Raw genomic sequence first — 14,165 nt, 5'->3', positions numbered from 1 at the left:
GTTTGAACTCATCAATCGCGGGCGGCTTTTACTTCCACTTCAAGCTCCATCTCCACGTTTCCCTGGACCGCTCGTGAAATCATACACGAGGACTCCGCTTTTTGCGCCAGCTTTCTGGCCAGCGTAAACTCCGTTTCAGTTGCACCCGGCTTTAATACTATAAACGGGCGGTGAATGATTTTTTGATATGTAAATACACCGTTTGTTACGTCTACAATTCCTTCAGATTCCATATGTAGATCTTCTTTATCCAGACCGCTTCTTTCCATCATTGCCGCAAGCGTTATAATATAACAGGTCGCGGCCGCTCCAAGCAGCATTTCATCAGGATTTGTGCCTTCTCCCGGTCCGTCCATTTCCTTAGGAATGGACACAGCTGTTTCCAGCCGGCCGCTTTTAATATCGCCGACGCCGTTCCGATTTCCGGGCCAATTTGCTTTTAAATAAAAATGGTGTTTTGCCAAGGGACAATCCTCCTTTTTTTCAGTTTACTCAACTTTCACTGGTTTGTCTTATTTTAAGCTCAAGAATACTCTTGATTGATCACTCTTTTTATCGTACGGACATACCGGTAAAATTCCTCCGTTTTTGTGAATTCTCTTTCGCGGTAATCAAAATTATCAAAAAACGCTTCCCGTTGTTCTCTGCTGATCTCAAGCTGTATGCTCAGCCCGGTTTGGGTCTGGTTATTGATATTTTCGATGTCAACTCCGGACAGCCCGGTTCTTGAGGTTGCCAATTCTGCAGAAAATCCGTTTCGTTTAAGAGCTTTCACCAATTTTTTCGCCCGCTTCCGGTCACTTCCTCCGACAAGAGTGTTTTTCTCGTCGCTTTTATAACCGTGAACTGCGATAACATAACGGTGCTGTTTAATGCTTTTGACTGCTAAAGGCTCATCGAACTTGGTGCTCGTAATATGAAGGGTCTGGTTATCATGCGTTTTTAATCCCTCAAACAGGTAGGTTGAAAAATCATCTCTGAAAGAGCGGACGATCTCGCTCACCCCGCCCTCAATTCTGCCCCCGTGCGGCGACATAATCAATACAGAGCTCCCCTCTTGCTTATTGTACGATATATGATAATCATCGGGGTCTTCGTGTTCAGCCAGATCTTTAAAATCTGTGTATGTATCAGAGGAATTCGAGGGATCAGGGTCTGACGCATAATGAACACATCTTATTAGTAAGACCATTGCTACGATAATGATGACATTAAGTAAAATTCTCTTCATCAGTTTTCCTTTTGTTCTCCTTTCTGAAAAATGAAATGTTCATTATATGGTTTTTTGTCAATAGGTCTTATCTTAACATTCTATTCACATTATCATCAGTGAAAAACTTCCCGGTTTCAAAAAATCAATGGATTGTCACGGTTCAAGCCTTCAGATGCCGGGCATCAGTGAAAAAAGGTTGAGAGAAGGCAAAAAAAAAGGGAGGAATGCCCGAATTTTCACGGACGGGAGATTGACAGAGGAAACAGAAAACATCAAGAATACGCTCTTAAAAATGCAGATCCGCCTCCCGAAGCAAATGCGCAGGACAGAATGGACTCCGTCAAAAAGGTTCTCATCTGCCTTTTTGTACAGCAGAATGCCTTCACAGCCCGCTCATCCCCTTTTTTAATAATAATGGTCCGTTTTGAAATCGAGCCGTCTTTTTTCATATATATAATATCAATTGGAAGCTGCTTTTCCAAGGAATGTCTCAATATCATGTTCATATTTATACCTCCTTCTGTCGGCTTTATTATAAACGAACAAGTGTTCGATTTCAACTTATTCGTTTCTTTTTCATCTGAAAAAGCCGCAAGTAACCAGCTCTCTGAAGGACAAACAAACTGACCGAACATACAGCCTGTTCATATGGTATAGAGAGAATCGCCAGAATGGGAGGAAAAGTATATATGTTTGGTTACTCAATGGTACAAATGGTGCGGTCAAATGCTCATAAACTGGACTGGCCGCTCAGAGAAAACGTATTACAGTTATATAAACCTTTCAAATGGACGCCTTGCTTTTTGCACAGCTTTTTCGAAGAGAAGGTAAAAAACAGAAAGAAAATGTCAGTCATCATTGAATTCGAAGAGGGATGCCACGAATCCGGTTTTCACAGCACGGGTCAGGTCCTATCAAATGAGAAACGCTGCACTATAAAAAAGCAGTTTCAAACATTTAATTGCTGCAGCGCGGAAGTCACCCCGTCCGCCCTTCATATGCTTCTTTCTCAATGCCGGGATATCCGTAAAATCTATTTAAACCGTGAAGTAAAAGCACTTCTTGATACGGCAGCGGAATCATCCCATGCAAAAGAAGTGACCCGAAACGGCACCGTATTAACAGGGAAAGGCGTAACCGTTGCCGTTATTGATACCGGAATCTATCAGCACCCCGATTTAGAAGGCAGAATTACCGGATTTGCCGACTTTGTAAACCAAAGGACAGAACCGTATGATGACAATGGCCACGGCACTCATTGCGCCGGTGATATTGCGAGCAGCGGCGCATCCTCTTCCGGAAAATATCAAGGACCGGCGCCGGAAGCCAATCTGATCGGTGTCAAGGTATTAAACAAATCAGGATCAGGAACCTTGGCTGATATCATTGAAGGAGTGGAATGGTGCATACAATATAATAAAGAATACACCGAGAACCCGATCCGGATCATCAGCATGTCGCTGGGCGGAGAAGCGCTCAGATATGACAAAGAAACGGATGATCCGCTCGTCAAGGCCGTTGAAGAAGCATGGAACGCAGGAATCGTCGTCTGTGTCGCCGCGGGCAACTCCGGTCCGGAAGCACAAACGATTTCAAGCCCCGGCGTCAGTCAGAAGGTCATCACGGTAGGCGCCTATGATGACAATGATACGCCGAGCAATGAAGATGATACGATTGCTTCTTTCTCAAGCCGCGGCCCGACGGTATACGGAAAAGAGAAGCCTGATATTCTTGCACCCGGAGTCGATATCGTATCCCTTCGTTCTCCGCGTTCATATCTTGACAAATTACAAAAATCAAACCGTGTAGGGTCCTTGTATTTCAGTTTGTCGGGCACATCCATGGCCACTCCGATCTGTGCGGGCATCGCCGCCTTAATCCTTCAGCAGAACCCGCAGCTTACGCCTGACGAAGTGAAAACACTGATCAAACAAAGTCCGGATAAATGGACAAATGAAGATCCGAACATTTACGGAGCAGGCGCAGTGAACGCCGAAAACGCCGTACCGAAAGAATAACCTTTTTCTCATGAGAAAACGGGATCGTCTGCATCAGCAGATGACCCCGTTTTTCAGTAAACAGCAGAAACATTATAATGAAGAAACTCGGAACTCTTCATATCCTGCTGTCAGAATAAAAGATGAATGCAAGACAGTGTATTTCTGAAAAAATAGGGAATAAGTATGGTGTAGATAAAAGGAGGAATGACAATGGCACTCACAAACACCGAACTGTCTGAATGGCTGCAAAAGCAAATCGGACAAACGCTTGATATCAGAAAAGGAGAGCTGACAGACAGCCGGAATGAGATTTCTGATATGGATCAAATCATGCTTCACCTTGATGATGTTCTCGTCCGCCGAACAAATCATCCCGATGACTATGTAGCGGACGAAGAACTCGTCTTAAAAGGGCACGGCACAACCTATACGGAGGAAGGCAATGTACCGCTCCCTCAAGATGCGTATGAAATCCCTTTGCTTGGTGACATTACCATTCAAAAAGAGCAGAACGGATTAAAGGTACATACAGATCGGGCCGTTTATACAATCGGGACCCGACAAGAGCAATAAAACGAAAAAAACGCCCTGAATCAGCGGCGTTTTTTTATTGGTTTTTTTCTTCCGAATAACCGTGGAACATCGTGAATGCGCAAAGCATAATACCTAAAATAATGATAATCGGGAGCCAGATAACGGCAAATTTATAATCCGGTTCGGCAAAGGCGCCAATGACCGCCCCGAAGCAATACAGCACCAAGGCAAGCGCGCGCAAAACAGCATCTCTCGTAAACTGCTTCCGCTTGTCCGATTTGTAAAACCTTGCGGTGAGATCTTCAAAAAAATTAGCAAGCGTTCCCGTTAATACGGTCGTGGAAATCCCGGCTACACCAAGTTTTCTCGCGGCTGTCGTCTGCATTCCCATTGCGAAGCTGAGCAGCATAATCAGCACATAAACAGAAATGCTCTCTGCAAAAAAACAAGAGAACAGAGCAAACAGGAGCAAAACAGCTCCTTCAATAACCAAAGCCGCAGTTACGGCAGGCGGCCAGAATGACTTCTTTTTATTGCCGACAAGCACGGCGGCGGCAATAACGCCGGCAATAAATCCGATTAACGAGGTTAAAGATTTGAGTACGGCAAGGTGCCATGAATTGCCGATCGCAAGGCCGAACAGAACGATATTCCCCGTCATATTGGCGGTAAAGACATGCCCTAAACTTAAATAACCGATCACATCCACAATTCCCGCAGTTAAACAAAGAAGCAAAAGTGCAATATTTCGGTATGTAGTCACTGTCAATGTGATCCAATCCTTTCTCATGCCGATTTCCAACATATAAGTTTACTCTTCGCGATTTCATATGTCCAGCCGGCACGCCTCTTTTTCAAAGCAAAAAAACTCCGGCGAACCGGAGAAGGTTACTGAACGATAAATAATACTCTCGTACCGTCGGAATATCCGCTCATTTGATTTCCAACCCATGAACCGGCTCCGCGATTATCCGAAGGGGTTACATATCTGATGTCAGCCCCTGCCCCGCCTTCCGTACAGACTGCCATCGGCCATTCATCACGGTCAAACCCAGGCTTTGTCGGAATGCCTTTCAATGATTCTTTCCTTCTTTCCTCAGCTCCGCCGCGATCAATTGTACAAATGTCAGAATGCCCTGCCGAAATGGCATCTTTTATATGATTCCCCGTCTCCGGATATTTTAACAGCGGGAAATACAGCACATGATCATATCGGGATGCAGCTTCAGCAGTATTCTCCGAATGGATGCCGGCGCCCATAAAGCCGAACTGAAGAAAGATCACCAAAAGCAGACTTGCCGTCCATTTCATAAACGCAGCCATTCACAGCCTCCTTAAGAAGTTGATATGAAGCGTAAATATGTATATTAGCCGGACTTAGCGCACATGATGGAATGGAAAAAAAAGTATGTTGTTTTGTTGATAATCAACGAAAATGGCGGCTTTACGATTTGTCTGTTGAACCGGCTTCTGTTTCCTTATATAGTTTAGACATACTTATGAGCCGTTGTAATCAGGTTCTTCGGCGGATAATAGGAGGAATGCCGTCCGGTCGACAGGCACCGGCTGTTTGTTATGTCTTTTTCAAAAACATGAAGGCGGGGAAATCAAGATGGAAAAAATAATGTTTCACCCACACTCATCCGAGTTTCACGAAAACCCTTTTGCGGTACTAAGCAGATTCAGAGAGCAGGATCCTATACATAAATTCGAACTGCAGCGTTTCGGAGGCACCTTTCCGGCTTGGCTCATCACACGTTATGATGATTGTATGGCGTTTTTAAAGGACGGAAGAATTACAAGAGATGTCAAACGGGTCATGCCGAAGGAGCTGATCGCGAAGCTGAATGTCAGTGAAGATATAGATTTTGTATCAGAGCATATGCTGGCAAAAGACCCTCCCGATCATTCACGCCTTCGATCTTTGGTGCATCAGGGATTCACTCCCCGGATGATTGAGCAGCTTCGCACCGGGATAGAACGGATCACAGAAGAGCTGCTGGATGAAATGGAAACAAAAGCAGATCCTGATATCATGAGAGATTTCGCCGCACCGCTCCCGTTTATCGTCATTTCCGAGCTGCTCGGAATTCCGAAAGAAGACCGTGCCAAATTTCAAGTGTGGACAAGCGCGATGGTCGACACGTCAGAAAGCGGACAAGATGCGACCAACCAGGCGCTCAGAGAGTTTAAACAATATATGCAAACACTGATTGAAGAAAAAAGAAACCACCCGGGTGAGGATCTGACAAGCAAGCTTATTTACGCAGAAGAGGACGGCCAAAAGCTGAGTGAATCAGAGCTGTATTCCATGCTGTTTTTGTTAGTCGTCGCCGGGCTTGAAACAACGGTTAACCTTCTCGGCTCCGGCACACTGGCGCTTCTTCTCCACAAAGACCAGCTGGAGAACATAAAGCGGCAGCCCGACACTATCCAGACGGCGGTCGAGGAGCTTTTGCGTTATACCTCTCCCGTCATCATGATGGCGAATCGATGGGCGATTGAAGATTTCACGTATAAAGATGTTTCCATTAAAAAAGGCGATATGATTTTTATCGGCATCGGTTCAGCCAATCGGGACCCGGAATATTTCGATGAACCCGATACATTAAATGTGGCGAGAACACCGAACCGTCATATCTCTTTCGGTTTCGGCATTCATTTCTGTCTCGGAGCCCCGCTCGCCCGGATGGAAGCATCCATTGCCTTTAATGCGCTTTTAAAACGGTTTCCGAATATAGAGCTGAACGGCTCGTCCGAGGATTTGACATGGAGAAAAAATGTGTTTTTAAGAGGGCTTGAAACATTGCCTGTCAAATTTTGATACCCGCCCCCTTTTTGGGGGCTTTTTAAATGTCTTATAAACAGGAAACAATAAATTTATATGAATATTTAGTACATAGTAAATTTAGTTCTGATTTAGGCAAAAAAGCTGCCGGATTGCTCCGGCAGCTTTCTCTATTACCGTTTTACCAACTCATTTGTTTCGTCCAGCTTTTTCCTGAAAGATTTAAGAAAATTGGCGCTTATCGTCCCTTTGTTTGCGTACAGCTTTTCGCAAAATGCCTTAATGGCGTTTTGCGGCTTTGTTTCCGTCAGCATTGTAACATGATTGGAAGAATGCACGTCCAGCAGGTGAAACTGTTTTATCTGCCGTTCCCATTCTTTCCAATACGCATCATAGTCTAACGGAATTTGTTCTTCCTCTGCTGTGAGATAACGTTCAAGATCCCCGAGAAACAAACCGCTTTTATTTCGGAAATAGTAGCATTGCAGCGCTTCCGGATGAGGCAGCGGCTTCATGTCATACTCTTCCATTCCGTAAGCGAGCTGCGTCTTCATCATTTGCTCCAGCTGCATCCGTATCGCTTCTTCTGATTTGGGCAGGCCGCGCTCTTTGGCAAGTGTGATCAATTCTTTCAGTACATCTTCTTCCTCAGCCTGAACGGTAATGTCTTCCCTGCTGATTAATGCCTCTTCAGGGTTTTCAGGCTTGAGATATGCCGTAAGCATCGTATTGATCGTTTGCAGCATGACTGACTTGATAGATGGTTTTCTTTCTTTCCATTTTTCACTGTACGGGGTATCGATCATGACGGCGCTTTTCACCGTATGCCCTTTCTCCTGCAAGAGGCGCGCTGTTTCATATGCAAGCATGCCGCCCAAGGAATATCCGCCAAGATCATATGGGCCTTTCGGCTGTACAGCTTGGATGATTCTCACATAAGAAGCGGCCATCTCTTCAATTCCTTGCAGCGGGTCTTTCCCTGTCAAACCCCTTGCCTGGATGCCGTAAAAAGGGCGCTGGCTCTTTTTGGCGAAAGGCTGATACGCTTCAACGCCTCCCGTTCCTCCGTGAAACCAAAAAACAGGACGGCCTGTTTCCTTTTCATTCAGTTTGACGAGTTCGGGAAAATTCCCGCCCGCACCTTGCGATTGGTTCGTTTTTAACAGCACGTTGAGCTCCTGAAGAGTACCGCAGTTCTGAAGAGCTTCCAGACTTATGCGGCTGTCTGCGTCCTCAAGTTTTTTCAGCAGCTGAATACAGGAGAATGAATCGAAGCCGTATTCAGTCAGCGGCTTATTTTGATCAATTTCCGCCGCCTCCATCCCCAAAATGTCAGCCACAATGTCAGCCGCATCCCCGCGGCGGGACTGAGGGTTCTGTGAAACCGGCGGAAGGCTGATGTCTTCTGTCCGACCGCCTTTCCAATACTTGTGTTTTTCAAAAGGGTATGTCGGAAGCGGGACTCGTCGAACAGGTTTACCTTGGTGGAGTCTGTCCCATGGAATGTCCGCGCCTTTAACCCAGCAAAACGCCAGCTTTTCCAGATTATTTTCTGCCAGAAGCGTCTCCGTAACGACTGTACCGAGTGTCCCTTCCAGTAAAACCCCGATATCTCCTGATCCAGTCTGCTGACTGCCTGTAAAGAAGCTTTTCATTCCTTTGCTTTCTTCGGAAAACTCTCTGTAATCTGTCAGTTTTTCCAGCAGTTCATCTTGATTGCGGGCAACGAGTGCCAGGCGGCAGTTCATCGCCTCACGCCCGGTCTGAAGCGTGTAAGCAATATCCCGCAATGACGGAATATATTCAGTTTGTATGAAAGCAGCCAGCTGACCTGCGGCCGCCTTAAGCCGATCTTCGCTCTTAGCAGAAAGCACGATAAGCTGCGGTTCATGTGCAGATTCCGTGTCTTTCAGACGAGGGCTGTACTGTTCCAAGACGACATGCGCATTCATGCCGCCGAAGCCATAGCTGTTAATTGCGGCCCGGCGCGGAATCAGACTGCCATTATCGTCGGTGAGCTGTGTCCATTCTTGATTGTCTTCGGTGAAACGGAAGCGGCTTTGCTGAATGGTCATTTGCTCATTTGCAGCTGTAAAGCCGGGAATGCCCGGGATAGTATGATGCTTCATGGCCATCGCCACTTTCATAAGGGCTGCCAGTCCGGAAGCGAGTTCGCCATGGCCGATGCAAGGTTTCACAGTGCTGATATAACAAGGCGCGCTTTCCTCCTCATTCGCAAACTCGCCGTAGCCCGCTTTGATGGCATTGAACTCCAGCGCGTCTGCCATTTCGGAGGCAATGCCGTGGGCTTCAATGTATGTGACGGTTTGCGGATCGACATCGGTGCCCTCGTACGCTTTTTTCATCGCGGCCTTCATTCCCGCCGGGTTCGGCGCGTGAAGCGACATGCCCTTACCGCCATGAGACACCCCGGTTCCTTTAATGACCATGTGAATGTGATCACCGTCTTCAATTGCCGCCTCGAGCGGTTTTACGATGATAACGCCCGCCCCTTCACTTCTGACAAAACCATCGGCATCTTTTTGGAAAGATTTCGCCCGGCCGTTTTTGCTTAAATATCCCATTGAATCAAATCCGATAAAGCCCTTCGGTGACTGCAGAATATTGACGGCGCCCACGACAGCCTGCTCACATTCGTTATGACGGATCGATTGAACCGCCCTGTGCAATGCCACAAGCGTTGACGTGCAGGCAGCCTCGTAATATTCACTCGGCCCTTGTAAATTCAAGGCATATGATATCCTGTTCGGAATGATGGACGGAATGGATGTTCCATTGTTTGGGTCGCTATTGCCCGCGGCAACGAAAACGCCTGTCGGTCTACTTGATAACGCCTTATTGGTCAGGCCCGCATCCTCCATTGCCTTCCACGTATGCATCAAGAGCAGAAACTGCTCAGGCCCCATTTGCGAAGCCTCTTTAGGAGAAATTCCGAAAAAGAGCGGGTCAAATTCTCCGACTCCGTCAATAAAACCGCCCCATCTGAGGCTTGTGTCATCCTCATCATCGGCGTAACGGCGCCAGTCCCAGCGCTCCGCCGGAATTTCTGAAATACAGTGATCTCCGTTTACGGTGTGTTCCCAAAAAGACTGGATATCCGGAGATTGCGGAAACTGACCTGACATACCGATAATGGCGATTCCTTGCTTGATCTTACTGTTATCACAGGGTGGATGCTGTTCCTTCGGCAAAGTTGGCGCTTCTTTTGTTACCGAAGCCTCTTCTGTATGCTTGTGATCGGCAAGCAATTGAGAAAATTTGCTCTCATGTGCTGACGCAAAGTAGCGGGTCAGCTCTTCCGCCGTAGGATACTCGAAAAACAATGTTGGATTCACATCGATTTCTGCCTCTTCGCCGATCTCTTTTGTCAGTCCGATCAGGCTTGCGGAATCAAGCCCCAATTCCATGATATTAGCATCAGAACGCAGGGATGACGCAGGTTCATCCATCATCTTGGCGAGCTTGCCAAGGACATAGCTGCGGATATGATCTGTCAGACTGCCGGCAGAAATCGATTCTCCCGCGCTTTTCACAGTCGTTCGAGCCGGCTGATTCATCTGAAACGCTTCCGGGCGGAACCGTTTCAGGGCATAGCCTTCATAACACATAACCACTTCAGACCGGCTGTTGATTACATCTGCGTTAAACAGGATCATCTCCCCTGTTTGTTTGGCCAGCTTGATGTGCAGCCAGCAATCGGTGAGATTTTCCGGGCTGCCGAAGGTGACGGAATTAATGCCGAACGGCAGATAGCTTTCTGCATCCGCTTGATCCAATAAAGAAAGCGCGGACAAGTAAGCACTGTTGGCGATTAACGGATTTATAGCATAATTTTGCGAGTCGCCATTGTTCAGATTCAGCTTTGCTAAAACGGCATCAGTGCCTTTGTATAGGCGGGTGATCGTTTTAAATTCTTCTCCCCACACGACGGTTCCCGTTCCGTCTCCGTATAACTCATCTATCCGTCCCACTTCACTGTAAGAGCGCTGAATGGCCGCCAGATCCGCGTGCCGCTTCTGAAACGGATACGGACTGCACTCGGCATACGCCGCTGCGCTCCAATCAGGAGATGTACGGCTGCGGTACATCATGCGCAGTTCAAAAGCATCCCCGTTTTGTTTTGATTCTGTTTTCAGCTCGATGCGATCGCCTTTTTTTACGGTAATGGGATTGACGTAATTCAGTTTTTTAATTTGTCCTCCTTCTGCATCGGGAAAGAGATGATAAAACTGCTCGGCCGCCAGACTTTTGTATGTAGCGCCGACGAGTACAGGTTCTCCGTTGAATTGATGCCCTTGCACATATGGATCATCATCATTGTATTTCGCCTGAACGCCGGCCGCGTTTTCTGCTTCACCGAAATGAAAAGAAGTCCGGTGGTCAAAAGCATAGGCCGGCAGATGAACGGCGTGCTCTTGCTCCACCTGATCAAATGCGATATTCTCTCCTTTTTCCCATTGCCGCGCACGATTGGCGATAGCAGAATCGGAGAAATTGAGATTCGGCTGATCCAAGCGGTAAGCGGCCAGCTTTTTCACCAGTTCCTGAACGGTTGAAGCCGTAAATGCCGCCCGGTACTCCGAATGATGCGTTCTTTTTTGTAGCGCGGATGCGACAGCGGCCGGATGAAGAGATGGCGTCTTTTCTAAAAAGGCCGCCAGTCTGTCAAGATAGGCTTCAAAACTCCATTTCGTTTTCGCTGACACAGGGAAAATATATTCCTCAGAGCTGTTGCGGTTCTGATGGAAATCTGGACTGATATATTCTTCTATGATCAGATTCGCATATGCCCCGCCTGCCCCGAAGGAATTAATCATGCTTCTCCGCGGTATGATGTCTCCCGTCCCGGCATCCCTCATACGCTCCCAATGCTCGGTTTTTTCCTGCAGGTAAAAGGCTGTTTGTTCAAGCGCGATATTCGGATTTTGCGGTTTAGCGTTAATGGTCGGAACTAACGTTTCCCGCTCCATTTGCAATAGCACTTTTGCGAGCTGGGACATGCCGGAGGCCGCCTCTAAATGGCCGAGGTTTGACTTGACGGATCCAAGCGCGCAAAAACGTTTTTTATCGGTATATTGCGAGAACGCGTTTGTCAGGGCAATGACCTCAATCGGATCTCCCAATACCGAGCCGTTTGCCGCTGATTCAACATAACCGATTGTTTCCGGATTTATTCCGGCCTTGCTGATGGAAGCCGCCATGAGCTTCGCCTGCTGTTTCGGATCCGGCGCCGTATACATCTGCCTTCCTCCGCTATGGCACAACGCGCTGCTTTTAATGACGCCGTAAATATGGTCTTTGTCGGCAACCGCTTTGGAGAGCGGCTTCAGGAGCACCGCCCCGACCCCTTCGCCCGGCATCAGACCCGTGCCTGTTCCGAAGCTTTTACTTTCACTTCCCTGTTCAAGCAAATTCGCCCGTTCGAGCGCATCATATTTAGACGGTTCAAGCGTGAGATTAACCCCTCCGGCAATTGCCATGGAACAGCTGTTAAGCTTCAGGCTTTCACAGGCGAGATGAATGGCGCTCAGTGAGCTGGAGCATGCGGTCGTCACGCCCATGCTCGGACCCGTTAAATTGAAAAAGTGAGAAATCCGGTTGGCGATGTGCCAATCCCCTCCGTTAGAGCTGAGCGCTGCTTTTTCCAATGACGGGATATTCCAAAAATATTGATTGTACATACTGCCCATAAAAACACCGATGCCGCTGTCTGCTTCCTGCCACTTGTTTAATCTCTCTAACGAGTAGCCCCCGTTTTCAAATGTTTCCCATACGGTTTCAAGGCTTAACCGGAGCTCAGGTGTCATCTCCATCACATGGTCTTCCTTGATGTCAAACAGGTGATGGTCAAAAGCGTCAATATGCTGCAGAAAGCCGCCGTACCGTGTTTTTCGGTCTTCTTTTCGTGTTTCTTTTGCCATTGTTTTCAGAAGGCCCGACTTCCATCTGTTTTTCGGAGCCTCTGTAATACAGCTGTCTCCGGCTTTTAAATGCTCCCACAGCTCATCAAGTGTTTCGGACTCCGGGTAGCGGCCGCTGATGCCGATAATGGCGATGTCATCCCGATCAGAGCGATTAGTGTCGGCGGTTTCTGTGTCCGGCTTGGGCGCTTCCGCCTCTTTCGGTTCAGTGATAAATCGCCGTGTTTCCGTTACAAGCGGCACCGGTTCCTCTATTACGGGTTCCTGCTTCTTCGTTTCAGGGGGCGCTTGTTCAGCTCCAAATGCCTGCTGCAGCTTATCGGGGTAAGTGTCCAGCAGATACTCGGCAAGTTCTTTCGTATTCGTGTGTTCAAATAAGACCGTTTTCGGCAGCTCGCCAGTCAATGTTTCCAATTCACGGATAAAATTCACCTGCAAAATGGAGTCGATGCCGTATTTTTCAAAGCTGGTTTCCGGCTGAATTCGCTCGGGCGCAAGCTTTATCGACTTGGCTAACGTTTCTTTTATGAATTGCACCGTCCGGTCTGTGACTGAGGAAGCCGGTTCTGTGAATTCAGCCGGCTCTTTGGAAGCCGCAATTTCTTCAACGGCCTGCGCGTCCGGCTGCTTTTGCCTGATGACGCCGTCGCTTTCTGCCGCCACGATCTGCTGACCGAGCTGATGTGACGATTCCGCCATAAATGTAACGTATCGATATCCCTCGCTTTCCAGCACAGACTGCCACGCTTCAGGATAGAGCCCCGGACATCCGGGGATGCGCAGCTCGGCGTCCTCATAAAGCCACCAGCCTTCCAAAAGACCGAATGTCAGGTGAGAATAAACCGAATGGCTGCTGATCTCATTTAATAGCAAAATCCCGTTCTTTTTGAGCACGGCTTTGGCATTGCGAAGCGTCTGCCGAATATTTTTTGTCGCGTGAAGCACATTTGCCGCAATCACGGCATCATATGCGCCCGCGTCTACATCCTGCAAAGCCGGCGGCTCTTCCACATTAAACCGCTTATAGGTCAAATACGGATTGTCGGGCCCGTATTCTTTTTCAGCATGCAGGAAAAAGGCCTTTGACAGATCGGTATAGCAATATTCTTTTACGTGATGCTTGTACTCTTTTAATCTTTTAAAAACGGTCGCGCTTGTCCCGCCCGTACCCGCTCCGATCTCTAATATCCGGATTTCTGCGTTCGGGTCTTCTTTCAGGCGTTCTTCAATAAAAGCTGTCAATGTGTCAGCGAGCACCTCATTAAAGTAGTCTGCCGTTTCATTATTTTTATAGATTCCTTCCACCAATTCCATTGAGGAATCAGGAAACAGAACATCAGTGGCAGAAACTCTGCCGGATAAAATATCCGGCAAAGCTCTGAGGGCTGTCTCCACCAATGTGATCATCGCCTGTTTGCTGCTGTCCTTGAGTAAAGGAGCTTTCTTTTCATCCCATTCTTGCCACAGCACGTCCGCATGCTCTATCGGCCCCGTTAACACATACGTACTGCCTGACTGTTTTAAAAAGCCATTTTGCACCAAGATGGAGATGCTTTCTTCCAGCCACCTGCCGTAAAACCCCTGCAATACAGGCTGCGTCTTGTTTTCTGTAAAAAATCCGACAGATTTCAGCTGGCCTGCCAATAGTTTGTAAAGAAGATCTTCCGTGTTTTGCAAAGCCGTCCCCT

9 protein-coding genes are annotated in these 14,165 nt (G+C 47.6%); 3 read left to right on the top strand and 6 right to left on the bottom strand.

Annotated elements, in window-relative coordinates; all coding sequences use genetic code 11:
- Positions 1-11: 11 nt before the first annotated feature.
- The 3 genes from MHH91_RS09130 to MHH91_RS09120 all read right to left on the bottom strand — a co-directional run bounded on the left by MHH91_RS09130 (position 12) and on the right by MHH91_RS09120 (position 1,719).
- Positions 12-464 carry an OsmC family protein gene (locus tag MHH91_RS09130; protein WP_013352346.1) on the bottom strand — a complete coding sequence of 151 codons (453 nt, stop codon included), beginning with the start codon at positions 462-464 and terminating at the stop codon, positions 12-14.
- A gap of 59 nt (positions 465-523) precedes the next feature.
- Positions 524-1,231, bottom strand: coding sequence for a poly-gamma-glutamate hydrolase family protein (locus tag MHH91_RS09125; RefSeq protein ID WP_013352345.1), 708 nt, complete (start codon positions 1,229-1,231; stop codon positions 524-526).
- 254 nt (positions 1,232-1,485) lie between these two features.
- On the bottom strand, positions 1,486-1,719 hold the full coding sequence (locus MHH91_RS09120; RefSeq protein WP_014471844.1) for a hypothetical protein: 234 nt from the start codon (positions 1,717-1,719) through the stop codon (positions 1,486-1,488).
- A 183-nt stretch (positions 1,720-1,902) separates the two neighbouring features.
- Between MHH91_RS09120 and MHH91_RS09115 the strand changes: the two genes are divergently transcribed.
- Together MHH91_RS09115 and MHH91_RS09110 are read left to right on the top strand one after the other, a co-directional pair.
- On the top strand, positions 1,903-3,231 hold the full coding sequence (locus tag MHH91_RS09115; RefSeq protein WP_013352344.1) for a S8 family peptidase: 1,329 nt from the start codon (positions 1,903-1,905) through the stop codon (positions 3,229-3,231).
- A 192-nt stretch (positions 3,232-3,423) separates the two neighbouring features.
- Positions 3,424-3,786: a hypothetical protein gene (locus MHH91_RS09110; RefSeq protein WP_013352343.1), complete on the top strand. Its 363-nt coding sequence runs from the start codon at positions 3,424-3,426 to the stop codon at positions 3,784-3,786.
- A 34-nt stretch (positions 3,787-3,820) separates the two neighbouring features.
- On the opposite strand, the gene MHH91_RS09105 is transcribed toward MHH91_RS09110, so the two are convergent.
- Both MHH91_RS09105 and MHH91_RS09100 read right to left on the bottom strand, forming a co-directional pair.
- On the bottom strand, positions 3,821-4,552 hold the full coding sequence (locus tag MHH91_RS09105; RefSeq protein ID WP_013352342.1) for a YoaK family protein: 732 nt from the start codon (positions 4,550-4,552) through the stop codon (positions 3,821-3,823).
- An 83-nt stretch (positions 4,553-4,635) separates the two neighbouring features.
- Entirely contained in the window at positions 4,636-5,007 is a 372-nt protein-coding gene (locus MHH91_RS09100) for a NucA/NucB deoxyribonuclease domain-containing protein (RefSeq protein ID WP_232469737.1), read from the bottom strand.
- Between the two features lie 352 nt (positions 5,008-5,359).
- On the opposite strand from MHH91_RS09100, the gene MHH91_RS09095 reads away from it, so the two are divergent.
- Positions 5,360-6,571: a cytochrome P450 family protein gene (locus MHH91_RS09095; RefSeq protein ID WP_013352340.1), complete on the top strand. Its 1,212-nt coding sequence runs from the start codon at positions 5,360-5,362 to the stop codon at positions 6,569-6,571.
- 137 nt (positions 6,572-6,708) lie between these two features.
- On the opposite strand, the gene MHH91_RS09090 is transcribed toward MHH91_RS09095, so the two are convergent.
- The gene (locus MHH91_RS09090; RefSeq protein WP_013352339.1) at positions 6,709-14,154 is read right to left on the bottom strand and encodes a beta-ketoacyl synthase N-terminal-like domain-containing protein; all 7,446 of its coding nucleotides are present in this window, start codon (positions 14,152-14,154) and stop codon (positions 6,709-6,711) included.
- Positions 14,155-14,165 lie beyond the last annotated feature (11 nt).

It is taken from the genome of Bacillus sp. FSL K6-2819, assembly GCF_038008305.1.
Taxonomy (GTDB): domain Bacteria; phylum Bacillota; class Bacilli; order Bacillales; family Bacillaceae; genus Bacillus; species Bacillus amyloliquefaciens.
This window is presented reverse-complemented; position numbering and strand designations above follow the sequence as displayed.